This is a genomic window from Halomonas sp. GD1P12 (assembly GCF_025725645.1).
Taxonomy (GTDB): Bacteria; Pseudomonadota; Gammaproteobacteria; order Pseudomonadales; family Halomonadaceae; genus Vreelandella.
Map to the genome: position 1 here is coordinate 235,176 of NZ_CP107007.1, position 22,380 is coordinate 257,555.

The following is a 22,380-nucleotide window of genomic DNA, read 5'->3' on the forward strand; positions in this document are numbered from 1 at the left end:
TCAGGTAGCGGCGAAAGCGCCATGTGAGGACGGCGCGGCGGTCTGGTCGACGCGGGTGTCGCCCTGGTAGAGCGCGCGCATCTCATCACACGACGCCGTAGTGCGTGGCGTATCCAGCACTATCCGGCCCGCTTTCATGCCCACGATGCGATCGCCGTACTGCTTGGCGAGTTCGAGCTGATGCAGGGTGCAAAGCACCGTCATGCCGCGCTCGATAACGACATCCAGCAACAGATCGAGTATTTCACGGCCCGCCCGGGGGTCCAGGCTTGCGATAGGCTCGTCGGCGATGATGATCTCGGCGTCCTGCATCAGCGTGCGCGCAATGGCGACACGCTGCTGCTGGCCGCCGGAGAGCTCACGGCAGCGCGCCTCGGCCTTGTGGCCAAGCCCCACACGTTCGAGCGAGGCCATGGCGCGCTCACGCAGCGGCTCGCTTGCAAGCGAGGACAGCGTGGATAAAAGCCCCAGCCGCTCCCTGCCCAGCGCCCCGAACAGCACGTTTTGAAACACGCTCAGGTTCTGCACCAGGTTGAACTGCTGGAACACCACGCCCACTTTCTGGCGAAGCGCGCGCAGCTCACCCCCGGAAAGCCGCGATAGCGGCTCTCCCAGCATGATGATTTCGCCCTGCTCGAAAGGCGTAAGGCCATTCAGGCAGCGCATCAGGGTGGATTTGCCGCAGCCGTTGGCGCCGAGCAGAATTACGCACTCGCCGCGGGCCACGGTCAAATCGAGCCCGCGCAGTACGTGGAGCTTGCCGTAATGCTTGTTGAGGCCGGTGGTCGAAATGGCGGTCATGGCGGCTGGCTCAAAGCGCGATGCCGGCGGCTTCGTAGGCGCGGCGGACGATATCGTAGTCGGCGTTGTCACGGTCGAAGCTCAGCGAGGAGTCGCGGTTCAGGAATTTGTCCTCGTTGCGCTCGGTGGCGATCAGTGCCTGCCAGAGTTCGTCGGCGTTGTCGCTCAGGGTATCGCGCAGCGCGCTCTTGCATGCCTGATCCAGCGAGCCGCGCATCACGACCGGATCACCCGGCAGCGCATCGCTCTGGGCGATTACGCGGTACTCACCAGTGGGATCCATGGCCTGGATTTCGTCTATATCGCGGTTGCCGCCGCCCATGGCGTCGACGTCACCGTTGACCAGGGCCGCGATGCGCGCATCCCCCGCCATGATGATGTCCAGGTCGCGGTCGATATCGAGCCCGGCGTCCACCAGCATCTGGCTCGGGAAGATATGGCCGCTGGTCGAGCCGACGTCCTTCAGCGCCACGCGGTGGCCTTCCAGGTCGGCAAGCGTTTCGATATCGCTGTCCGCGGGAACATAAAAGCTGCTGCCGTAGTGCGGGCGCTCGATGGTAAACAGAATTTCGATATCGCTCTCCCGGTCGAACAGCACGAACTCCGCAGGACCGGCAAACACCAGCTCCACGTCGTCGTAGGCAAGCGCGGTGCCGGCGGCGGTGCGGTTACTCAGGCTGAACATGGCAAGCTCGAGGCCGGTCGCGGCTTCGAACGCCTCGGCGAAAGGGCCGAAAGCCTCGGCCAGCGGGCCCATACCCTCGATGCCGGTATCCGCCATGCGAATTGGGTTCGGGCACACGTTGCTCAAGTCGTCCGCGGCGAAGGCGGCGGCTGAGAAAACGGTGGACGAAAGGGCAGCGGCAACAGCAGCGGCAAGCAGTGATTTTTTCATGAGAGCTCTCGGCAAAAGGAAGTATCGAGAGGCAATAGCGTGGCAGGCAAAGATGACAGTCGTGTGTAGCCGGGTTGACCCAGCGTTGACGCCGATTTTCGAGTTAAACCAGGCGGCGGGGGATTAATAATCGTCACGAATGCTGGTAATAGTGAAGCGTCGCTTACAAGCCCGGCGCGAGTGCGCCGTACAACTCCCGCTTTAAAAGGAAACACCATGTCGTTATCGAGAACCGGATGGGCCATCGCCGCGCTGGCGTTTTCCCCGGGCGTGCTGGCCGCGCCCTTCACGCTGACGATTTATCACACCAACGATTTTCACGGGCGCACTGACCAGTATCCGCCGCTTGTCAGCGCCCTCGAACAGGCGCGCAGCGAGTTCGGCGAGGGGCTGTTGCTCGACGCGGGCGATATTTTCTCCGGCACGCTCTACTTCAACGCGTTCAAGGGGCTGGACGCCGTCGAGTTCATGAATACGATGGGCTATGACGCGTTTGTGCCCGGCAATCACGAGTTCGACCTGAACGACCCGGAACAGGGCCACCAGGCCCTGGTGGCTCTGTTCGAGGCCGCCGAGTTTCCCATTCTGGGCGCCAATCTGGACTTTTCCGGCGCGCCGGAGTTCAGCGAGCGGCTGGGGGATTCGGTCAGCGCTGCGCCGCAGCCGGGGCATCTGTATGACGGCGTGATCCTCGAGCAGGGCGGCGAGCGCATTGGCGTGTTCGGGCTCAGCACCCCGTCGAGCGAGACCGTTTCGAGCCCGGGCAACGTCACCATTGGTGACTACCGCGCGGCGGCCGAGGCGATGGTCGCGGCGTTTGAAGCCCAGGGGATCGACAAGATCGTCGCGCTGACGCATCTGGGCTTCGATAGCGACCCGGCGGTGGGCAACGACCTGCTGCTTGCCCAGCACGTCGAGGGGATCGACGTGATCATCGGCGGGCACAGCCACACCCGGCTCGAGTCGCCCGTGACCGTGGCCGAGAACGACCGGGGCGAGGCGAAAGCGCCCACGGTCATCGGCCAAGCTGGCGAGTACGGCCAGTACCTGGGGGTCATGCAGGTCACCTTCGATGACGACGGTGTGGTAACGGAGGCCAGCGGCGAACTGCTGGCGGCGGAAGACTTCGAGCCGGACACCGATGCCGCCGCGATGCTCGCGCCGTATACCGCCCAAATCGAAGCGCTGCGCGATGCCGAAGTGGGCGTGACACTCGCCGAGGCCTTGCCCAACCCGCGTCACGGCAGCGGCGACGAACAGAGCGTGCGCGCCAACGAAACCGCGCTGGGCAATTTGATCGCGGATGGCCAGCTGGCCGCCGCGCGCCGGGTGAACCCGCAGACCGTGCTGGCGCTGCAAAACGGCGGCGGCGTGCGCGAGCCGATCCCCGCCGGCCCCGTGACCGTGGGCGAGTTGATCGCCGTGCAGCCCTTCGGTAACCGTTTGACACTAATGGACCTGACCGGCGCCGAGCTTCTGGAAACCTTCGAGATCGCCCTGGCCGGCGCCCCGGAGGAGAGCGGCGCGTTCCTGCACGTCTCCCAGGGCACCGAGGTGGTGTATAACAGCGCCAAACCGGCCGGCGAGCGGGTGGTGAGCCTGAAGGTGACCGAGAACGGCGCGCTCACCGCTATCGACCCGGCGCGCACCTATGTAGTCGCCACCAACAACTTCACCGCCGCCGGCGGCGACAGCCACACCGCGCTTGAAGGCGCCCATGAGAGTGACCGCAGCCACATCGTCGGCAATACCGACTGGGAAATGCTGCGCGACTATCTGGTGGAGCAGGGCGAGATCGCGCCCCGGGTGGAAGGGCGCATTGTCGATGTGGCAGAGGGAGACGTGGGCGAGTGAGTGCTTGCTTGCACCTCAGTCGGTGCGCTGGCCGCTTTCCTGATTGAACGGGTGCAGGGCGCTGCGGGCCACATAAAAGCGCAGCGTCTCGCCTTCCTTCACCGGGGGGGAGCCTGAGCTGGTGCGGATCACCGTAGGCTGCTCGCTGCCCGCCAGGCGCACGTAAAGATGGCTTTCGGCGCCGGCGGCCTCGAAAAGCTCCAGGGTGGAATCGACCACCAGGTGTGGGGCGTTGGGCGGGGTCAAGCGCATGTCGTCCGGGCGGATGCCGACGATATCGGTGCCGGCGGGCAGGTCGTCGAGCAGGTTGTCGGCGCTTCGCGTGGCCAGATACTCGACCGGCAGCATGTTCATTGCCGGTGAGCCGATGAAGCCGGCCACGAACATGCTCGCCGGGCGGTTGAAGATCTCCATGGGCGTGCCCACCTGCTCGATCTGCCCGGCGTTGAGCACCACCAGGCGGTCGCCCAGGGTCATCGCCTCGAGCTGGTCGTGAGTGACGTAGAGGCTGGTGGTCTTCAAGCGGCGCTGCAGCTTTCGGATCTCCACGCGCATTTGCACGCGCAGCTTGGCATCCAGATTCGATAGCGGCTCGTCGAACAGAAACGCCGCCGGCTCGCGCACCAGCGCCCGGCCCATGGCCACGCGCTGACGCTGGCCGCCGGAGAGGTTGCGCGGCTTGCGCTGGAGGTACTCTTCGATTTCGAGCATCTTCGCGGCCTTGCGCACCCGCTCCTCGATCGCGGGTTTCTTGAAACCGCGGTTTTTCAGCCCGTAAGCGAGGTTGTTGTACACCGTCATGTGCGGGTAGAGCGCGTAGTTTTGAAACACCATGGCGATGTCGCGCTCGGCCGGCTCCAATGTGTTGACCACCCGGTCGCCGATCTTGAGGGTGCCCTCGGAAATCGTTTCGAGCCCCGCCACCATGCGTAAAAGCGTGGATTTGCCGCAGCCTGACGGGCCCACCAGCACCACGAACTCGCCGTCCTCGATGGCAAGGTCGACGCCTTTGACGGCCTGCACGCCGCCGGCGTAGGTTTTCTTGATCCCTTCCAGGGTCACACTGGCCATGCTATTTCTCCGTCTCGGTCAGGCCTTTCACGAACAGTTTCTGCATCAACAGTACCACCATCACCGGCGGCACCATGGCCAGCATCACGGTGGCCATGATCAAATTCCACGCCGGTACCCGATCGGACGAGGCCATCAGGCGTTTGATCCCCAGCACGACGGTATAGAAATCCTCGTCGGTGGTGACCAGCAGCGGCCACAGGTACTGCACCCAGCCGTAGATGAACATGATCACGAACAGTGCGGCGATATTGGTGATCGAGACCGGAAGCAGTATGTCCTTGAAGAACTTCATCGGCCCGGCGCCGTCGACGCGGCTCGCCTCCATCAGCTCCTCGGGCACGGTCATGAAGAACTGGCGAAACAGAAACGTCGCCGTGGCCGAGGCGATCAGCGGCAGCGTCAGCCCGGCGTAGGAGTTGAGCATGCCCAAGTTCGCGACCACCGCGTAGGTGGGGATGATGCGCACCTCGACTGGCAGCATCAGCGTGATGAAGATGATCCAGAACGCCAGCAGGCGAAAGCGAAAGCGAAAGTAGACGATGGCGAACGCCGAGAGAATCGAGATCGCGATCTTGCCGATGGCGATGGTGAGCGCCATGATCGTCGAGTTGCCGAGCATCAGCCAAAGCGGTGGGGCGCCGGCGACCTGCCAGCCCGAGCCGAGCATCTGTGAGTAGGTATCCCACAGGTGGTCGCCGGGCGTGAGCGGCAGCACCCCGCGCACGAAGGCGCCGGGTTCGTGGGTCGAGGCGATAAACGCCACGTACACCGGAAACGCCACGACCAGCACGCCGAGAATCAGCACCGCGTGGGTCAGAATATTCAAGAAGGGTCTGTTTTCGACCATGGTCAAGACCTTTGCGCTAGTAGTTGACTCGGCGTTCCACGTAGCGGAACTGCACGAACGTCAGAAGGATCACGATACCCATCAACAGCACCGACTGGGCCGAGGAGGAGCCGATGTTGAGCCCCGCCACGCCGTCGGTGTAGACCTTGTAGACCAGCGTCATGGTCGCCTGACCCGGCCCGCCGCCGGTGGTGGCGTCGATCACCCCGAAGGTGTCGAACATCACGTAGTTGATGTTGATGATCAGCAAGAAGAAGGTGGTCGGTGACAGCAGCGGAAAGACGATGCTCCAGAAGCGCTTGAAGGGCGTGGCGCCGTCGATGGCGGCGGCCTCGATCAGCGATTTGGGCACCGACTGAAGTCCGGCCAGAAAGAACAGGAAGTTGTAGGAGATCTGTTTCCAGGCCGCGGCAATGGTGATCAGTATCATCGCCTGGCTGCCCGAGACCCGGTGGTTCCAGTCGATGTCGAACCAGTCGAGCACGTGGGGCAAAAGCCCGATGGTCGGGTTGAACAGAAACCACCACAACACCCCGGCCACCACCGGTGCCACCGCGTAGGGCCAGACCAGCAGCGTGGTGTAGAACTTCGCGCTTCTCAGCACCCGGTTGACACACACCGCCAGCAACAGCGCCAACCCCATGGAGAGCACCGTGACCGACACGGCAAAGATCGCCGTGCGCCCCAGCGCATTCAGGTAGCTTGGATCGCTCAGAATACGGGCGTAGTTCGAAAGGCCCACGAAGGTGGTCTTGAAGCCGAAGGCGTCGGTGCGCTCGAAGCTCGACTTCACCGCCTGGCTCGCCGGCCAGATGAAGAACACCAGTGTAATGATGAGCTGCGGCGCCAACAGGCAGTAGGGAAGCCACCGGTTCTGATAGGTGGAGCGTTTGGTCTGCATGATGAATCCTGTATCACGAGCGCCCGGAAAAGCCGTCCCGTGAACCCCGCCTTGAAAGCGAAGGCAGGCGCAGGGGAGGGCTCTCACGACGAACCCCGGCGCAAGGGCCGGGGTTCGTGAGACGATCAAGCGTTAGTTATTGGCTGACTCGAAATCGCGCAGGATCTGGTTGCCGCGCTCGACCGCGTCATCCAGCGCTTCCTGCCCGCTCTTGTCGCCGGCCAGCACCGCCTGGAACTCCTCGTCGAGCACCATGCGTACCTGCGGGTAGTTGCCAAAGCGCAGGCCTTTGGAGTTCTCGGTGGGCTCGTTCAGGTTGATCTGCTCGATAGCGAGATCCGCACCCGGGTTCTCCTCGTAGTAGCCCTGCTCCTGGCTCAGCTCATACGCGGCGGTGGTGATCGGCAGATAGCCGGTGCCCTGGTGCCACTCGGCCTGTACCTCGGGAAGCGACAGGTACTCGAGGAATTCGGCCACGCCGGCGTACTCGTCGTCCTCATGACCGGAAAGCACCCACAACGTCGCGCCGCCGATGATCGAGTTCTGCGGCGCGCCCTCTACGTCATCATAGTAAGGCAGCATGCCGAAACCGACCTCGAAGTCGGAGTTGGCCAGCACGTCGGCGCGCGAGGCCGAAGAGTTCATGTACATCGCGCAGTCGCCGGCGTAGAACGAGGGCGCCGCGTCCGGGCCGTTGGCGGGGCCGGCGTAACTGTAAACGCCACTGTCGCTCCACTCCTTGAGTTGATCCCAGAAGCGCGCCTGCACCTCGCCGTTGAAGACGAACTCGGTGTCCAGCCCGCCAAAGCCGTTTTCCTGGGTGCCGATGGGCTGATTGTGCAGCGCCGAGAAGTTCTCGAGGCCAATCCAGTTGGCGGCATAGGCCATGGTAAAGCCACACGACGCCGCGCCTTCGTCGACGATCTGTTGGCCCATCTCGCCCATTTCCGCCCAGGTGGTCGGCGGGGTTTCCGGGTCGAGCCCGGCGGCCTCGAAGGCGTCCTTGTTGTAGTAGAGAATCGGCGTGGAGGAGTTGAACGGCATCGAGAGCATGTTGCCGTCGGTGTCGGTGTAGTAGCCGGTCACCACGGGCAGGTAGTTGTCTGCGTCGAAGTCGTTGCCGTGTGCTTCCATCAGCTCATACACGGGGTAGATGGCGCCCTGGGCGGCCATCATGGTGCCGGTGCCGACTTCGTAAATCTGTACGATGTGAGGCTGCTCGCCGGCACGGAAGGCGGCGATGGTGTTGACCATGGTCGCTTCGTACTCACCCCGATAGGAGGGCGTGACCTGGTACTCATCCTGAGTGGCGTTGAAGTCCTCGGCCAGGGCGCTCAGGCGCTCGCCGAGCTCGCCGCCCATGGAGTGCCACCAGGTGATCTCGGTAGCGGCCTGGGCGGACATGCTCAGGCTTGCCGCGGCGATACCGACGGATAACGCGCGTAACGTGAAACGAGACATACATCACTCCTTGTGGGCCCGGGCATGGCCGGGCGGCGCAGTACGTTTATTGAGCTTGTGAGGTGCACTGAACAGTAGTGAGTCTATATGACAAATTGATGAACGATAACCGGACGAAGGTTCAAGGCTCATGCCACTTTGGCAGTAGGCGAGCGCGGTGGGCAGTGCTAGGGTGGTGGCAACGCGCTTAACCCGAGATACGTCATGACGAATGCAGAATCGCTTCTTTCCCAACTCATCGCCTTCGATACCACCTCCCGCGGCTCCAACCTGGCGCTGATCGAATTCGTCGAAGGCTATCTGGCCGAGTACGGCGTCGCCTCGGAGCGGGTCATGAGCCCCTGCAACACCAAGGCGAATCTGATTGCGCGTATCGGCCCGGACGCGCCGGGTGGGGTGATGCTGTCGGGCCACACCGACGTGGTGCCGGTCGAGGGCCAGCCCTGGTCGACGGACCCGTTTACGCTTCACGACGGCGGCGACGGCCGGCTTTACGGCCGGGGAAGCTGCGACATGAAAGGCTTCATCGCCTGCGCGCTCGCCATGGTGCCCGAGTGGGTGAAGGCGCCTCTCAAGCAGCCCATCTACTTCGGCTTCTCTTATGACGAAGAGATCGGCTGCGTCGGCGCGCCGGAGCTGATCAAGCGCTTTTATGAACACTACTCCACCACGGCTCACGTCATCGTCGGCGAGCCGACCCTGATGCAGCCGGTGGTGGCGCAAAAAGGCGCGACCAACCTGCGCACCACGGTCACCGGGGTCGAGGCGCACAGCAGCCAGGTCAACCAGGGCACCTCGGCGATCCACGTGGCCGCGCGGCTGGTGAGTTTCATCGAGGACACCATGACCGCCCTGGTCGAGGAGGGCCGGGTGGACGAGGCCTTCAACGTGCCCCACACCAGCCTGCACGTCGGCCGGATCAAAGGCGGTACGGCGATCAACATCATGGCGCGCGAATGTACCTTCGAGTGGGAGATTCGTCATTTGCCGACCGAGACGTTCGACGAGGTGTTTGACCGCTTCACGCAGTACGTCGACTCACTCAAGGCAGAGCTTTTAGCGCGCGGCAAGCAGGTCACGATCGACACCGAGGCGCTCAACGTCACCGTGCCGGGCCTGGCCGATCGCGACAACGCCGCCGTGCTGCGCCTGGCCCGGGATCACCTGCCTAATGAGTGCTGCAACCACGCGGTGGCCTACGCCACCGAAGCCGGGCAGTTCCAGGGGCAGGGGCTGCAAACGATCATCCTCGGGCCGGGCAGCATCGCCCAGGCTCACCAACCCGACGAGTACATCGAGAAAAGCGAGCTTGTCGCGTGCGTCGAATTCATGACCCGAATGGGTAGAGCGCTGGAAGCGCCGTTCGAGGGGTAGATGAAAGCGGTTTTGGCGGGGTGATAGAGACAGGGGGCGGTGCCGGGCAGCCCTACACGACCCTACACGAGGGCGCTGTGAATACCTCCCTGTACGCTACTTTCGCCATCTGACCGCCAAGGACGGCGGGAATGTCGGAAACGAAGGGAACGGTATTCCGACCTTGGCGAAAGACCATCGTTACGGGCTGCCCGGCACGGCTGGTTGGGTAGCATAGCGAGCTCGACACTAACGAAAACACCCGCCATGAGCGGGTGTTTTGGTATCGTCAAACGTTTCTGTCAGGGCGAGGAGTGCTCTTCAAAAAGCTCCGCCTTGGCGTCGCGCATCACCTCCTCGCAGGCCTGCTGGTGGGCAAGCTGGGTGATCAGACCCTGGGTGACTTCGAAGCCTTTCATCAGGCAGGTATCCACCTCGGCGAGGCTAATGGCAGGCGTTACGTGACAGTCGATTCTGACCGTACGGCCGCCGCCCTGAAGGCGGTCGGCGAAGCGCCGCAGTCGCCATGCAAGCCTTTCTTTCCATCGGGCCGCGTCTACCGCGCCCTCGTTTACGCTGAACGTGCACTGCCATTCCGGTCTGTATACCTTCATGCGAACCTCCGCTGCGTCTGGAAAGAGAGTTGGGTCGTGTGTCGTACTCCGTCTTTTTTGGCCATGTGACTCTGCTACTATACCCCCATTGATCGCGACCGATACAGGAAAAAGGCCCGATGCACCAGCGTTAATGGGGCCACCGTTATGACTTCATGCTTAATGACACGTTGCCCCTGTGGCAGTGACGCTATGTACGAGACATGCTGCGGCGTCTACCACCAGGGCGTGGCCGCCCCGACGCCCGAGGCGCTGATGCGCTCGCGCTATAGCGCCTTTGCACTCGATCTCGTTGATTACCTGAACGCCACCTGGCACTCCAGCACCCGGCCTCAAACGCTGGCGCCGGACCCGGCCACGCAGTGGAAGCGCCTATCCATCGAGCGCGCGAGCGCGCCGGTGGGTGAGCAGGGCACCGTTCACTTCAAGGCGTTTTTTTGGGAAGGCGGCTGGCACGTGCTGGAGGAGGTCTCGCGTTTCGTGTTCGAGGCCGGGCGCTGGTACTACGTCGACGGCGACCCTCGCCTTGATAAGCTCAAGTTAGGGCGCAACGAGCGCTGCCCGTGTGGGAGCGGGCGCAAGCTCAAGGCGTGCTGCGGTGGCTGATGGCGAAGACGTAAAGGCGTCGTGGTATCTTTACCTGCTCGAGTGTCGGCGCGGCACCTACGCCGGGATCACCAACGACCTGGCGCGGCGCTACCGGGCCCACTGCCAAGGCAAGGGCGCGCGCTATACCCGCGCCAACCCGCCCCAGGCGCTGTTGGGCGCTCAGCCGTTCGATAGCCGCGCCGAGGCGAGCCGCGCCGAGTATCGCCTGAAGCAGCAAACGCCCACCGAGAAGCGCCGCTGGGCGGCCCGCTGGCCCTGCGGCGCGCCCGACGATTCCCCGTGACTTTCGATTTCCGAGACTTTCAAGGAGCCACCGCCATGAAGACGTTTTTCTCCGATCAGAGCTTTCGCCGCCAGGCGGCCACCGAGCTTCACGGCAGCACGTTGGTGGCGCCTTATGAAACGCCCCGGCGCATGGAGATCGTGCTCGAGGCGCTCGAGCGCGCCGGGCTCGAGGTGCACGCGCCCGGCAAGTACGGCCTGGCGCCGGTGGAGGCGGTGCACGACGCGGGCTATATCGACTTCATCGCCCACTTCTGGCCGCGCTGGCAGGCCGAAGGCCACCCGGGCGAGGCGATCCCCAACATCTGGCCGGCGCGCACGCTGCGCGCCGACCGCATTCCCCGCTCGCTGGAAGGCCAGCTTGGCTACTACGCCCTGGCCGCGGAAACCTCGCTGTGCGAAGGCACGTATGAGGCCGCGCTTGCCAGCAAGGACACGGCACTGGCGGCGCTGGAGTACACCCTTGAAACCGGCAAACCGAGCTTTGGGCTGTGCCGCCCGCCGGGCCACCACGCCGCCACGGATCAGTTCGGCGGCTACTGCTTTTTCAATAACGCCGCCATCGCCGCCCAGCGCGCGCTGGATAACGGCCACAAGCGCGTGGCGGTGCTCGACGTCGACTTCCACCACGGCAACGGCACCCAGCAGATCTTCTATCGCCGCTCGGACGTCTTCTTCGCCTCGCTGCACGGCGACCCGGACGTCACTTTCCCCTACTACTCGGGCTACGCGGATGAAACCGGCGACGGCGAGGGCGAAGGCTTCACCGCTAACTACCCAATGCCGCCGGGTACGAAGGTCAGTACCTGGATGGCGGCGCTCGACGACGCTTTGGAGAGGATCGCCCGCGCCGAGAGCGAGCTTTTGATCGTCTCGCTCGGGGTGGATATCTTCGAGAACGACCCCATCAGCACCTTCACCTTCAAGCGCGACGACTTTGCCGCGCTGGGCAAGCGCCTGGCAGAGGCGGGGCTGCCCTGCGTTTTATTGATGGAAGGGGGCTACGCGGTGGACGACATCGGGGCCAATGTGGTAAGCGTACTGCAGGGTTTCGAGGGATAGGTCTCGAAACGCGGCGCGGCGGGTGACAGCGCGCGCCAATTCGGGCAGTCTAGCGCCCTTTTCAGCCCGTTCGATGGCAAGGAGTTAACGCGTGGCAGTGTACGGCGGCATTCAGGCACATGAGGTGGAGCGCTGGCTCAACGCCCTGGTCAACGCTGCCTTCGACCGGCGCTGCCCGCTTTCCAAAGTGCACGGCGGCACGGCCCGGGCCCGCACCGCCCGCCAGGACCTGCTGTGCCTGGCCCAAACCTTTCGCGGCGAACAGGGCGCGAGCGACGTCGTCGCCGACAGCCTCAGCCGCTGGTGCCAGCACTATTTGACCGAAACCGAGTGGTACGTGCTGGTCAGCGGCAAAAAGCCCCGCGCCGCTGCCCCGGCCCCCGCGGCACCGGCTCAGGAAGAGAGCACCGAGGCCATCGAGGCGCTGCTGCAACATAAGGTCGGCTAATACACAAGGTCGGCCAAGCAGGCGCTTAACGACACCGCCGGCGCGCTGCTACAATGGATAAATGAACAGTGCCCTCTCCGTGCCCGCCACGGCCTCCCTGGATGATCCTTTCTACTACCTGACGAACTTTCGTTTCGTGCTCGCGTGGGTAAACGATCGCCACCATGATCTGCTCGGCGAGCCCGAACGCGCGTTTCTGAGCGCCTTTAGAGCGCTTCCGCACGCCTCCCAGGCGCTGCTGGCGCGCATGGTGATGCGCAAGGGCGAACACTTTCGCACCGGCAAGCTCGTCTACGCTGAAATTGGCGATACCGGCCAGGCGCTGGCGCCGCTGGTTAAGGCCGGGCTGGCCGAGCGTGACCCCATGCTCACCGCCGCCGAGCTTGGTCACCATCTGCTTTTGTCCGAGCTCAAGCAGGCCCTGGCGTTTGATATCCGCGCCGCCGGGCTTGGCGCCTCGCCGGCCAAAAAAGTGCTGTTGGAGCACCTTGTGCCCACGCTTTCGGCGGTCAAGCCCTTGAGCGAGTGGTGGCCGGACGCCCCCGATACGCTGGTACGCCTGAGCGTGATGGAGACCTGTGACCGGCTGCGGCTGATGTTCTTTGGCAACCTGCGCCAGGACTGGGCGGAGTTCGTGCTCACCGAGCTTGGCCGGCAGCGCTTCGAGCCGGTGGCGCTCTCGCCCGACGCCCGGGCGTTTGCCCGGCGCGACGAGGTCACTACCTATTTGTACCTGCACCGCCTGCGTGAGCGCCTGAGCGACGGCGAGCCGCCAGCGGCACTTTTCAACGAGGTGCCGAAGGCCAGCGGCAACCGCTGGCTTGACGCCCGGCGAAGCCGGCTGCTGGTGAGCATGGGCCGCGAGGCCGAGCGCAGCGGCGACGAGACGCTTTCGCTTACGCTTTATGAGGCGGCCTCTGGCAGCGACGCCCGCATTCGACAGCTTCGCCTGCTGGAGCGGCGCGGTGAAGACCGCCGTGCGCTGGAGCTCGCCCGCACCGCGCTCGAAGGCGGCCCGCGCGAAAGCGAGCGCCAGGCGCTGGAGCGCCTGATCCCGCGGCTGGAACGGCGCCTGGGCGGCCCGCCGGTCAAGCGCGGGCAAGGCGCCGCCGTGGCGGTAAAAACGCTGACGCTTTTGGGCCCCCGGCCCGTCGAGCGCGCCGTGGCCGAGCACCTGAGCAGGCCCAATGCGCCGGTATACTATGTCGAGAACAGCCTGATCACCGGGCTTTTTGGCCTGCTGCTGTGGCCGGCGCTGTTCAAACCGCTGCCCGGCGCCTTCTTCCACCCGTTTCACAGCGCCCCGGCGGATCTCTACCGCGAGGACTTCGTCGAGGCGCGCCGCGAGGAGATAGACGCTTGCCTGGCGCGCCTCGACGACGGCCGCCACGTTCAAGGCATTCGCGACGTTTTCGCCGACAAGCACGGCACCGCCTCGGCGTTCATCCACTGGCCGGCGCTCGATGAGACGCTGCTGGAAACGGCGCTGACGTGTATTCCGGGTAAGCATCTGCGCGCGCTGTTCGAGCGCTTGCTGGAGGATCTCAAGCACAACCGGGCGGGCTTTCCCGACTTGATCCAGTTCTTCCCCGAGGCCGACGGCGGCCCGGGCTATCGCATGATCGAGGTGAAAGGGCCCGGTGATCGGCTGCAGGATAACCAGCGCCGCTGGCTCGCCCATTTCCAGCGCCACGCCATCCCCGTCGAGGTGTGCCACGTGCGCTGGCAGGCCACCCCGTGAGCGAGTACCGGGTCGCGGTGCGCGCGCTGTGTGAATTCACCGCCCGCCGGGGCGATCTCGACTACCGCTTCACGCCGGCGCCCAGCGCCCAGGAGGGTATCGCTGGCCATACGCTGGTCGCCAGCCGCCGTGGCGAGGGCTACATCGCCGAGCTGCCCCTTGCCGCGACCGTCGAAGGCCTGCGCGTGTCCGGCCGGGCAGACGGCTATGACCCGGATACCCACTGCCTGGAAGAGGTCAAGACCCACCGCGGCGATCTTTCGCGCATGGCAGACAACCAGCGCGCGCTGCACTGGGCCCAGGTAAAGGTGTACGGGGCGCTGTTGTGCGCCGAGCGTGAGCTTTCCCGGGTGACGCTGGCGCTGGTGTATTTCGAGATCAGTAGCCAGCGCGAAACCCGGCTGAGCCACGAATTCGACGCCGAAGATCTTCAGGCGTTCTTTCGTGATCAGTGCCGACGCTTTCTCGCCTGGGCGAGACAGGAAGCCGCCCACGTCGAGGTTAGAAACGAACGCTTAAGCGCGCTTGCCTTTCCCCACGCGACGTTTCGTCCGGGCCAGCGTGCGCTTGCCGAAAACGTGTTCAAGGCGGTGAGCACCGAGCGCTGCCTGCTCGTCCAGGCGCCCACCGGCATCGGCAAGACGCTCGCCACGCTCTTTCCCATGCTCACCGCCATGCCGCGAAAGCGCCTGGACCGGGTGGCGTTTCTGACCATGAAAACCCCCGGCCGGCGGCTGGCACTTGACGCCCTCCAGACCCTGCAGGCCGCAAACGAAACGCCGCTTCGCGTGGTCGAGCTGGTCGCGCGCAGCAAGGCCTGCGAGTTTCCGGAGCGCGCCTGCCACGGCGAGGCTTGCCCGCTGGCGGCGGGCTTTTATGACCGCTTACCGGCCGCGCGCGCGGCCTGCGTCGAGCGCGGTTTTCTCGACCGCGCCGGGCTCAGGGAGGTCGCGCTGGCGCACGATGTCTGCCCTTATTATCTGGGCCAGGAGATGGCGCGCTGGGCCGACGTGGTGGTGGGCGATGTGAACCACTGGTTCGACGCCCACGCGCTGCTCCACGGCCTGGCGGCGGCGGCGGGCGACTGGCGGGTGGGCGTACTGGTCGATGAAGCGCACAATTTGATCGAGCGGGCCCGCGGCATGTACAGCGCCGAAGTGTCGCAAAAGCGCTTCAACCAGGCGAAAAAGGGCGCCCCGGCGGCGCTGAAAAAGCCGCTGGAGCAGCTGGGTCGCCAGTGGAAGACGCTGTCCGATGGCGATGAGGCGGGCTCTGAGCGCTACCGGATTCTGGAGGCGCTGCCCGCCAAGCTCGTCGGCGCGCTCTACAAGGTGGCAAGCGCCATCACCGAGTATCTGGGCGAGCACCCGGAGGCGGCGAGCCTGGCGCTTCAGGAGCTTCTGTTCGAGGCGCTGGGGTTTTGCCGGCTGGCGGAGTCGTTTGGCACGCACTCGCTTTGCGACGTCACCCGTCATGAGCGAGGCCGCGCGGTACTCGGCATTCGTAACGTCATTCCGGCGGACTTTCTCGCCCCACGCATCGCGCGCGCCCAAAGCCTGGTGCTCTTTTCCGCGACGCTCACGCCGCCGCGCTACTACCGCGACCTGCTGGGGCTGCCAGCGGACAGCGTCTGGCGCGAAATCGACTCGCCCTTCGCCGCGCACCAGCTCAGTGTCAGGCTCGCGCGCCACATCTCGACGCGCTACCGCGACCGGGAGAGATCCGTTGCGCCCATCGTCGCCACCATCGCCGAGCAGTACCGGGAGATGCCCGGCCACTATCTGGCGTTTTTCAGCAGCTTCGCCTATCTCGACGCGGTGTTCGAGCGCTTTACCCGCGACTGTCCCGAGATTCCCGCCTTTGCCCAGACCCGCGGCATGGCCGAAAGCGAGCGCGAGGCGTTTCTGGCCCGCTTCACCCCCGGTGGGCGGGGCATCGGCTTTGCGGTGCTGGGTGGGGCCTTCGGCGAAGGCGTGGATCTGCCCGGTGACCGGCTGATCGGCGCGTTTATCGCCACGTTAGGTTTGCCGCCCTTCAACGCCTACAACGAAGCGCTCAAGGCGCGCCTGCACGAGCGCTTCGGCGAAGGCGAGGCCTACACCTACCGCATTCCCGGCATGATCAAGGTGGTCCAGGCCGCGGGCCGGGTGATTCGAGGCCCCGACGATGAAGGCGTGGTGGTGCTGATGGACGACCGCTTCGACCAGCGCGCCGTGCGCGGGCTTTTGCCGAGCTGGTGGGCGCTTTAGGCAAGCGCCGAAAACGCAAGGCCCATGACGCTCACCAGAATCAGCACTACCCCGAGCACGCGAAAGAAAAGCACCGTGTCGGCCTTTTGCAGGTAGCGGTGGGCGCGCTCGCCGAGCAGGTGGCCGGCAAAGGCGCAGGGCAAGAGCCAGAGCTGATGCACGAGCTGCAGATCGACGCCGGCGACGATGAACGAGACCATCTTGATCACCACGAGGATGAACCAGAGCACGAACATGGTATCGCGCAGCTGCTCCTTCGCCACGTGAGCGGCGAACACGGCCACGATCAAGGGCGCGCCGATGAGCGAGGTGCCGCTAACGTAGCCGCCCAGTCCCAGCAGCACGACGTCGACGTAGCGGTGCTGGCTCTTGAACGGCTTGTTCAGCACGTAGCTTGCGGCGTAGACGAGCACGATGGCGAAGATGATGTTGGTCATGATCATGGGGGGCAGCGTCAAAAGCCCCACCACGCCGATCAGCTTCGGCACGATCATGATCTTCAGCGCCTTTTTGAGATAGCGCCAGTCGATGTTGCTCTGGGTCGCCGTCGTCGTGTCCGCCTTTATCTGGCGGTTGCCCTGCCAGGCGATCCAGCTCGAGAAGATCAAAAGATGAATGGCGATGATCGGCAAGAACACCAGCGGGTCGTTATGCACCAGCAGCAGAAAGGGGAGTGCGAGCACCGCGCCGCCAAAGCCCAGGCTCGTACGCACGAAGCCACTCCAGGCAAAGATCAGCCCGATGAGTGCGTACTGGTACCACAAAAGATCCGCCATTGACCGCCTCTTGACCGAACAAACGTTAAAGAGCGTCGCCGCCGCGTTCTTTTTCTCCGGCGGCGGCTATGCTGAATCAAGCCTACCAGGAAATGACCAAAAAGCGCAGTTGGCCCGACGCCTCACTCGGTCTCTCAACACAACGGAACGTGTTCTCCCATGCCAACATCGAAAAAACCGATCAGCTTTTTCGTCCACCACCAGGGGCGCGGCCACGCCCGCCGCGCCATGGCGATCATCCGCCACTTCTCGGAGGATCGACCGGTCAGCGTGATGACCGCCGACCCTTCGCTTTTCGACGGCTTCGAGCGCGCCATCGACGTGATCGCGCTGCCCAACATGATCGGCGCCGCGGTGCCGACCCAGGCGCTTTATGACCAGCCGACGCCGTCGGTGATGCACTGCGTGCCGATGGGCGTGGTCGAGATGCGCCAGACCATGCGGCGCATTCTCGATCATCTCGACGACATCGACGCGGGGCTGTTCGTCATCGATGTCTCCGCCGAACTGGCGCTTCTATCGCGTATCGCCAGCGTCCCGGCGGTCAGCATTCGCATGCATGGCGATCGTAACGACCCGGGCCACTTGGGGGCTTATGAAGCGAGTGTCGCCATGCTCGCGCCGTTCGACGAACGCCTGGAGCAGGCCGACTACCCGGCGCATCTGCGCGAAAAGACCTTCTACAGCGGCGGGCTTTGCACCACCGCCGCCGCCGTACCCAGCCGGGAGGAGGCGCGCCGTCGCCTGGGACTCGACCCGGATCGCGAAATCGTCGTTGCGCTGACCGGCGGCGGCGGGGCGGGCACGCCCTACGCGCCGCTCACCGTGGCCGCCCGGGCCGCACCCGAGACGCTCTTTATCACTATCGGCCCGCTGCATCTGGAAGGCCACGAAACCGACTTCGCCAACCTGGTCAACGCCGGCTGGGTGGACAACGTGGTGGAGTATCTCGCCGCCAGCGACATCGTGCTGGCCTCCGCCGGCGACAACACCGTGCACGAAATCGCGATGCTCCGGCGTCCCTATATCGTTGCCCCGGAGTGGCGCTACTTCAACGAGCAGCAGCGCAAGGCCGAGCGGCTTTCAGAGCTTTCGGCGGCGGTGAACATGCCGGCGTGGCCCGGGGATTTCGCCGGCTGGCAGGCGGTGCTCGAAAAGGCGCGCGGGCTCGATGTCGAAAAGCTCGCCACGCTTTATGAGGCCGACGCCGCCGAGCGCGCCGCCCGCTGGCTCGAAGCCACGGTCGATGGGCTTTGGGAAGGCGCGCCCACGGCTGCCGCCATGAGCGCAAACGCTGTGAACGCGTCTATCGAACGGGCCTGACCCTGAAAAGGGTCTAACCGAAGCGCGCGCTGGCCGGTAGCCGCGCGCGCTCGATCTCTGTTGGTGCCGGGTAGCGCAGAATCTCGATCACCGTGGCGTTGGGCGACCAGTCGATGGCGCCGGCGTTTGCGAACTGATCGAGCCAGTACTCCATGCACCATCGCCCCCAGCGCGCGTGAAAGCGCCGGGCGTTGTCGATGATCGCTTCGAAGTGCGGCCAGGGCGGAGCGTACACCGCGTGGTGCTGATGCCAGGCCAGCGCCCCGCCGACCCAGTAAAGCGCAACGTCCGCCGCGTGAAGCCGCCAGGTGTAGTCGGTCTCCTCGCCGCCGTAGCCGATGTAGCCTTCGTCCATACCGCCGGCGCGGCGGTGGTCGTCCTTCATGAGCGCAAACGATAGCCCCCACAGATTGCCGTGATTCGGCTCCGGGCGGATTTCATCCTCGTCGATGGCCGGGCGGGCGGGGTGGCGCTCGCCTTGCTCGAAAAGCGCTGCGAAGTCGAGCTCATTATGACTCGAGTATGGTGCCGCGCCCGCGGGCAGGTAGTGCACCTCGCCGATGTAGAGCGCGGCCTTCTCGGTGAGCGCCTGACGGTAGCGCTCGATGAGCCGAGGAGAGGCGATACAGTCCACGTCGAGAAACACCAGGCCCTCATTGGAGGCCGCCTCGACCGCGGCGTTGCGGGCGCGGGCAAGCGGCAGCGCCTCACCCTCAACGAACACGTGGCGCACGGGAAAGCCGACATCGGGCAGAGCCGCGTGCGCCTCGGGCTGCATCCAGGCGATCACCAGCTCGTTCGGCAGGTGTGTTTGCGCGTTCAGGCTTTGCATCAGGTTGACCAGGTGGTCGCGGCGCCCGCGCACCAGTGTCAGCACGCTCATGTTCACGAGGCGATATCCTCGAGGGGTTGGCGCGGCGGGTGGCTTTGAAAGTGCTTCACGCCTTCGATCACGCCCTGGGCGTGGGGGGCGCGGGCGATGTAGACGTGGCCCATGCCCGGCGCCTGGGCCAGACCGTCGCTGTAGTTGGCCACCAGAATCGAGCATTTCGAGGCGCGCAGCATGTCCAGGTCGTTGCCGGAGTCGCCGGCCACATACAGCGCAGCTTCATCCACGCCCAGGTGCTTGCGCACGTGAGCGACCGCGCGGCCTTTCGAGGCGGCCTCGGGCAGGATATCGACGTAGCGGCCGTGGCTGTGGATCACCGTGGCGCGAAGCCTCAAACGCTTGAGGTGGGTCGTCAGGCGCAGCGTGATGTCGCGGGTGTCGTCGCTCAGGTAGCTGAGTTTGAAAGCGCGCTGCTCGAGTGGGCCCTGGGGGAGGAGGTCATCGAAGGTGTCGAGGGCGCGGGCCAGGGCGTCGCGCTGCCAGTGGCGATTGATGATCTCGCGCCAGGCCGTGTCCTGGCGGTAGGTGATGCCATCGTCGTTCAGGTAGTGAATTTCCGAGCCCACCGAGGAGATGATGAGCGGCGGGTAGGGAATGCCCGCTTGGGAGAGAATCGCCAGCGCACTGTGAAAACTGCGCCCGGTCGCGACCCCGAAGCCCAGCTGTTTTTGAGCGGCGTACCACGTGTTGAAGGCGAGCACGCCCACTGGCGAGCCGGTCAGCGTGTTGTCGATGTCGCAAATCAGAAGCGCGTTGACCCCGTCGAGCGTTTGCCCCGTGCACGGGTGGCAAAGCCGTGACAGCAGGTCGTGGTAGCGCTCGACGTGGCGCTGCCAGTCAAACGCCTTGACCGCCAGCCGGCCGTTGTCGGCCATCTGTTGCCAGCGGGCCGGGTCGTTCAAAAGCGCCAGCGCTTCACCGCCGATCGCTTCGGCCCGGCGCGGGTTGATCAGCACGCCGTTGCCGCACTGCTCGATGATGTCGTTGGGGCCGCCGCTGTCGGTGGCGATCAGCGGCAGGCCCGCCGCCGCGGCTTCCAGAAGGGTAAGGCCAAAGGGCTCGTTGAGCGCCGGGTTGATGAAAATACCGCGCCGCTCCCGGGCCCAGGCGTAGAGCGCCTTGATGTCCTGCGGGGCGTGGTGCTTGGGGTAGGCGATATGGCCGTAAAGGTCGAAATCGTCGATCAGGGTCAAAAGTTCGTGCAGATTGTCGGCAAGCTCGGACTCGAGGTCGTCGATGTGATCGCGCACCCCGGCCACGATCACCAGGTTGGCCTTCTCGCGCAGCGCGTCGTTTTCGCCGAAGGCGCGCACCAGGGTAGCGAGGTTCTTGCGCGTCACCGGCCGGGCAATGGCGATCAGGGCGGGCTTGTCCGGGTTCGTCAGAAACGGCGCCAGAAGTGCATCCACCGCCGGCGTCGAGCGGGCGGATTCGAACTCATCCAGATGGCTGCCCGGGGCGATCACGCGAATCTTGCCCGGCGCGTAGTGGTCGTAGTCGGCGTACTGGCTCTCGGCTTCGTCGCGGGAGCTTGCGATGATCAACGCGGCCTTGCGGATGGCGCGCTCTTCGAACGCGATGCGTCGGGTGAGAGCGGCCAGGGTCTCGGCGTCAAGCGTCTCGCCTTCGTACTCCAGGCACTTGCGCTTGCTGCGCCCCAGCGAGTGGGCGGTGAACACGAAAGGAATGCCGCGGCGCGCCTGCACGTCGGCGGCGACCTCGCCGGCGTCGGCGTAGTGGGCGTGAAGGATCGCGGGCTTGTCGCGCAGCGCGTCGAGCCAGGTGACGAGGGCGTCGGTAAAGGAGGGAAGCTCCTGCCACAGCGCCTCCTTGGACAGGTAGTCGGGGCTTTCGCTGGGCAGGCGAATCAGCTCGATGTTCGGGCCGACCTGCTCCGCGCCGGGGCCGTAATCGATGTCGCTAAACTGGCACGTAAAGGCGCGGGTGACTAACGTTAGTCGCGTAACGGCCGGATCCAGTGCCGAGGCTTCGACCAGCTCCAGCAGGTAGCGAATGTGCCCACCGGTGTCAGCGGTAATGCCGTATTCGACATCGTGGCCGCGAAGGCAGCCCTGTAAGGCAATATGTACGATATGCATGTCGTGAATTCCCTTTCACTCAAGGCCTCACCGCGCCATGACCATTAAAAAGCGTATACGCATTGCCCAGGTCGCTCCAGTGATCTTTCCCTCGCCGCCCCCGGGCAGCGGCGGGACTGAACGCATTGTGGCGGACTTGACCGAGGCGCTCTTTAACCTTGGTTACGATGTCACATTAATAGGCCCAGCGGACTGCCACACCCCGGCGCGCCATCTGGCCACGGCGCCGAGCCTGTACGCCCTCGAGCGCCACCACGGCCAGGTACCGCCGGGGGTGCCCGGCGTACTCGAGGCGCGCGTATTGGAAACGCTGCGCGCGCACCTCGACGAGTTCGATGTGATTCACTGCCACGGCGAGTTCGCCCACGCCGCACTCTTGGGAGCTCGCCGCGCCGAAAGCGTGACCACCGTGCACTGGCGGGTCGACGAGCTCGACCGACAGCTTTTTTTCGAGGGCTTTCCGGACCTGCCGGTGGCGGCGATCTCCCACGCGCAGGCGCGCGCGATTCCAGCGGCGAACCTGGCCGGCGTCGTTCACCACGGGCTTAAAGCCGAGCGCTTCACGCTGGGGGCGGGCGATGGCGGGTATCTGGCCTTCATCGGCCGCATGACCGACCAGAAACGCCCGGACCGCGCCATCGCGGTGGCGCGCAAAACCGGCTATTCATTGAGGCTCGCTGGTGGCGTGGACGTAGGCAACCCAAACTGGTTCGATGCGCACGTGGCCCGTGAGCTCGACGACGCCATCGTTCACGTGGGTACGGTCGACGACGTCCAAAAGCAGGCGCTTTTGGGCGGCGCCGCGGCGCTGTTATTTCCCATCGACTGGCCGGAGCCCTTTGGGCTGGTGATGATCGAGGCAATGGCCTGCGGCACCCCGGTCATCGCCTGGCGCAATGGGAGTGTGGAAGAGGTCATCGAGCACGGGGTGACCGGCTTTATCGTGGAGACGATCGAGGAGGCAGTGGCCGCGGTGGCGCGCTTGGCCGAGCTCGACCGGGCGCGCATCCGCGAGCGTTTTCTGGCGCGCTTCAGCGCCGAGCGCATGGCGCGCGACTACGTCGCGCTCTATGAGAAACGTCTGAACCTTGGCTGATAAAAC

General features: G+C 64.9%; 20 protein-coding genes. 10 read left to right on the forward strand and 10 right to left on the reverse strand.

Features of this window, described 5'->3' with window-relative positions:
• Nucleotides 1–801, reverse strand: a complete 801-nt coding sequence (locus OCT39_RS01170; RefSeq protein WP_263585880.1) for a phosphonate ABC transporter ATP-binding protein — start codon at nucleotides 799–801, stop codon at nucleotides 1–3.
• Between the two features lie 10 nt (nucleotides 802–811).
• Nucleotides 812–1,696 (reverse strand): phosphate/phosphite/phosphonate ABC transporter substrate-binding protein, encoded by an 885-nt coding sequence (gene phnD, locus OCT39_RS01175; RefSeq protein WP_263585881.1) that lies wholly within the window; start codon nucleotides 1,694–1,696, stop codon nucleotides 812–814.
• 216 nt (nucleotides 1,697–1,912) lie between these two features.
• Between phnD and OCT39_RS01180 the strand changes: the two genes are divergently transcribed.
• On the forward strand, nucleotides 1,913–3,550 hold the full coding sequence (locus OCT39_RS01180) for a bifunctional metallophosphatase/5'-nucleotidase (protein WP_263585882.1): 1,638 nt from the start codon (nucleotides 1,913–1,915) through the stop codon (nucleotides 3,548–3,550).
• A gap of 15 nt (nucleotides 3,551–3,565) precedes the next feature.
• Here the strand turns inward: OCT39_RS01180 and OCT39_RS01185 are convergent, their stop codons facing one another.
• The 4 genes from OCT39_RS01185 to ugpB form a co-directional block, all read right to left on the reverse strand.
• Nucleotides 3,566–4,621, reverse strand: a complete 1,056-nt coding sequence (locus OCT39_RS01185; RefSeq protein ID WP_263585883.1) for a sn-glycerol-3-phosphate import ATP-binding protein UgpC — start codon at nucleotides 4,619–4,621, stop codon at nucleotides 3,566–3,568.
• A gap of 1 nt (nucleotide 4,622) precedes the next feature.
• Nucleotides 4,623–5,471 (reverse strand): sn-glycerol-3-phosphate ABC transporter permease UgpE, encoded by an 849-nt coding sequence (ugpE, locus tag OCT39_RS01190; protein WP_263585884.1) that lies wholly within the window; start codon nucleotides 5,469–5,471, stop codon nucleotides 4,623–4,625.
• A 16-nt stretch (nucleotides 5,472–5,487) separates the two neighbouring features.
• Nucleotides 5,488–6,372: a sn-glycerol-3-phosphate ABC transporter permease UgpA gene (gene ugpA, locus OCT39_RS01195; protein WP_263585885.1), complete on the reverse strand. Its 885-nt coding sequence runs from the start codon at nucleotides 6,370–6,372 to the stop codon at nucleotides 5,488–5,490.
• 132 nt (nucleotides 6,373–6,504) lie between these two features.
• The gene (gene ugpB, locus OCT39_RS01200; RefSeq protein WP_263585886.1) at nucleotides 6,505–7,833 is read right to left on the reverse strand and encodes a sn-glycerol-3-phosphate ABC transporter substrate-binding protein UgpB; all 1,329 of its coding nucleotides are present in this window, start codon (nucleotides 7,831–7,833) and stop codon (nucleotides 6,505–6,507) included.
• Between the two features lie 204 nt (nucleotides 7,834–8,037).
• Between ugpB and argE the strand changes: the two genes are divergently transcribed.
• Nucleotides 8,038–9,207, forward strand: a complete 1,170-nt coding sequence (gene argE / locus OCT39_RS01205) for an acetylornithine deacetylase (protein WP_263585887.1) — start codon at nucleotides 8,038–8,040, stop codon at nucleotides 9,205–9,207.
• 281 nt (nucleotides 9,208–9,488) lie between these two features.
• Here the strand turns inward: argE and OCT39_RS01210 are convergent, their stop codons facing one another.
• Nucleotides 9,489–9,800, reverse strand: coding sequence for a hypothetical protein (locus OCT39_RS01210; protein WP_252105936.1), 312 nt, complete (start codon nucleotides 9,798–9,800; stop codon nucleotides 9,489–9,491).
• A gap of 147 nt (nucleotides 9,801–9,947) precedes the next feature.
• On the opposite strand from OCT39_RS01210, the gene OCT39_RS01215 reads away from it, so the two are divergent.
• The 6 genes from OCT39_RS01215 (at nucleotide 9,948) to OCT39_RS01240 (ending at nucleotide 16,191) form a co-directional block, all read left to right on the forward strand.
• The gene (locus tag OCT39_RS01215) at nucleotides 9,948–10,406 is read left to right on the forward strand and encodes a YchJ family protein (protein ID WP_412031130.1); all 459 of its coding nucleotides are present in this window, start codon (nucleotides 9,948–9,950) and stop codon (nucleotides 10,404–10,406) included.
• Nucleotides 10,399–10,692, forward strand: a complete 294-nt coding sequence (locus OCT39_RS01220) for a GIY-YIG nuclease family protein (RefSeq protein ID WP_263585889.1) — start codon at nucleotides 10,399–10,401, stop codon at nucleotides 10,690–10,692. The genes OCT39_RS01215 and OCT39_RS01220 overlap by 8 nt, the downstream gene beginning before the upstream one ends.
• Before the next feature lie 35 nt (nucleotides 10,693–10,727).
• Nucleotides 10,728–11,753: a histone deacetylase family protein gene (locus OCT39_RS01225; RefSeq protein ID WP_263585890.1), complete on the forward strand. Its 1,026-nt coding sequence runs from the start codon at nucleotides 10,728–10,730 to the stop codon at nucleotides 11,751–11,753.
• Nucleotides 11,754–11,844: 91 nt separating this feature from the next.
• Complete coding sequence (locus tag OCT39_RS01230; RefSeq protein ID WP_263585891.1) at nucleotides 11,845–12,201, forward strand: hypothetical protein; 357 nt, start codon at nucleotides 11,845–11,847, stop codon at nucleotides 12,199–12,201.
• A gap of 61 nt (nucleotides 12,202–12,262) precedes the next feature.
• Nucleotides 12,263–13,942: a VRR-NUC domain-containing protein gene (locus OCT39_RS01235; protein WP_263585892.1), complete on the forward strand. Its 1,680-nt coding sequence runs from the start codon at nucleotides 12,263–12,265 to the stop codon at nucleotides 13,940–13,942.
• The gene (locus OCT39_RS01240; RefSeq protein WP_263585893.1) at nucleotides 13,939–16,191 is read left to right on the forward strand and encodes an ATP-dependent DNA helicase; all 2,253 of its coding nucleotides are present in this window, start codon (nucleotides 13,939–13,941) and stop codon (nucleotides 16,189–16,191) included. The genes OCT39_RS01235 and OCT39_RS01240 overlap by 4 nt, the downstream gene beginning before the upstream one ends.
• Here OCT39_RS01240 and OCT39_RS01245 read toward each other — a convergent pair.
• Complete coding sequence (locus OCT39_RS01245; protein ID WP_263585894.1) at nucleotides 16,188–16,967, reverse strand: sulfite exporter TauE/SafE family protein; 780 nt, start codon at nucleotides 16,965–16,967, stop codon at nucleotides 16,188–16,190. The genes OCT39_RS01240 and OCT39_RS01245 overlap by 4 nt on opposite strands.
• A 159-nt stretch (nucleotides 16,968–17,126) precedes the next feature.
• Here OCT39_RS01245 and OCT39_RS01250 point away from each other — a divergent pair, with 159 nt between their 5' ends.
• On the forward strand, nucleotides 17,127–18,290 hold the full coding sequence (locus OCT39_RS01250) for a glycosyltransferase (protein WP_263585895.1): 1,164 nt from the start codon (nucleotides 17,127–17,129) through the stop codon (nucleotides 18,288–18,290).
• Between the two features lie 13 nt (nucleotides 18,291–18,303).
• On the opposite strand, the gene OCT39_RS01255 is transcribed toward OCT39_RS01250, so the two are convergent.
• Both OCT39_RS01255 and OCT39_RS01260 read right to left on the reverse strand, forming a co-directional pair.
• Entirely contained in the window at nucleotides 18,304–19,173 is an 870-nt protein-coding gene (locus tag OCT39_RS01255; RefSeq protein ID WP_263585896.1) for a glycosyltransferase family 2 protein, read from the reverse strand.
• 2 nt (nucleotides 19,174–19,175) lie between these two features.
• Nucleotides 19,176–21,278, reverse strand: coding sequence for an HAD-IIB family hydrolase (locus OCT39_RS01260; RefSeq protein ID WP_263585897.1), 2,103 nt, complete (start codon nucleotides 21,276–21,278; stop codon nucleotides 19,176–19,178).
• A gap of 37 nt (nucleotides 21,279–21,315) precedes the next feature.
• On the opposite strand from OCT39_RS01260, the gene OCT39_RS01265 reads away from it, so the two are divergent.
• A complete protein-coding gene (locus OCT39_RS01265) occupies nucleotides 21,316–22,374 on the forward strand; it encodes a glycosyltransferase family 4 protein (protein ID WP_263585898.1) in 1,059 nt (352 codons plus the stop codon).
• Nucleotides 22,375–22,380 lie beyond the last annotated feature (6 nt).

Excerpts from the sequence above, each read along its gene's own strand:
- OCT39_RS01170 (WP_263585880.1), bottom strand. The coding sequence starts at position 801 with ATGACCGCCATTTCGACCACCGGCCTCAACAAGCATTACGGCAAGCTC.
- phnD (WP_263585881.1), bottom strand. The coding sequence starts at position 1,696 with ATGAAAAAATCACTGCTTGCCGCTGCTGTTGCCGCTGCCCTTTCGTCC.
- OCT39_RS01180 (WP_263585882.1), top strand. The coding sequence starts at position 1,913 with ATGTCGTTATCGAGAACCGGATGGGCCATCGCCGCGCTGGCGTTTTCC.
- OCT39_RS01185 (WP_263585883.1), bottom strand. The coding sequence starts at position 4,621 with ATGGCCAGTGTGACCCTGGAAGGGATCAAGAAAACCTACGCCGGCGGC.
- ugpE (WP_263585884.1), bottom strand. The coding sequence starts at position 5,471 with ATGGTCGAAAACAGACCCTTCTTGAATATTCTGACCCACGCGGTGCTG.
- ugpA (WP_263585885.1), bottom strand. The coding sequence starts at position 6,372 with ATGCAGACCAAACGCTCCACCTATCAGAACCGGTGGCTTCCCTACTGC.
- ugpB (WP_263585886.1), bottom strand. The coding sequence starts at position 7,833 with ATGTCTCGTTTCACGTTACGCGCGTTATCCGTCGGTATCGCCGCGGCA.
- argE (WP_263585887.1), top strand. The coding sequence starts at position 8,038 with ATGACGAATGCAGAATCGCTTCTTTCCCAACTCATCGCCTTCGATACC.
- OCT39_RS01210 (WP_252105936.1), bottom strand. The coding sequence starts at position 9,800 with ATGAAGGTATACAGACCGGAATGGCAGTGCACGTTCAGCGTAAACGAG.
- OCT39_RS01215 (WP_412031130.1), top strand. The coding sequence starts at position 9,948 with ATGACTTCATGCTTAATGACACGTTGCCCCTGTGGCAGTGACGCTATG.
- OCT39_RS01225 (WP_263585890.1), top strand. The coding sequence starts at position 10,728 with ATGAAGACGTTTTTCTCCGATCAGAGCTTTCGCCGCCAGGCGGCCACC.
- OCT39_RS01235 (WP_263585892.1), top strand. The coding sequence starts at position 12,263 with ATGAACAGTGCCCTCTCCGTGCCCGCCACGGCCTCCCTGGATGATCCT.
- OCT39_RS01245 (WP_263585894.1), bottom strand. The coding sequence starts at position 16,967 with ATGGCGGATCTTTTGTGGTACCAGTACGCACTCATCGGGCTGATCTTT.
- OCT39_RS01250 (WP_263585895.1), top strand. The coding sequence starts at position 17,127 with ATGCCAACATCGAAAAAACCGATCAGCTTTTTCGTCCACCACCAGGGG.
- OCT39_RS01255 (WP_263585896.1), bottom strand. The coding sequence starts at position 19,173 with ATGAGCGTGCTGACACTGGTGCGCGGGCGCCGCGACCACCTGGTCAAC.
- OCT39_RS01260 (WP_263585897.1), bottom strand. The coding sequence starts at position 21,278 with ATGCATATCGTACATATTGCCTTACAGGGCTGCCTTCGCGGCCACGAT.
- OCT39_RS01265 (WP_263585898.1), top strand. The coding sequence starts at position 21,316 with ATGACCATTAAAAAGCGTATACGCATTGCCCAGGTCGCTCCAGTGATC.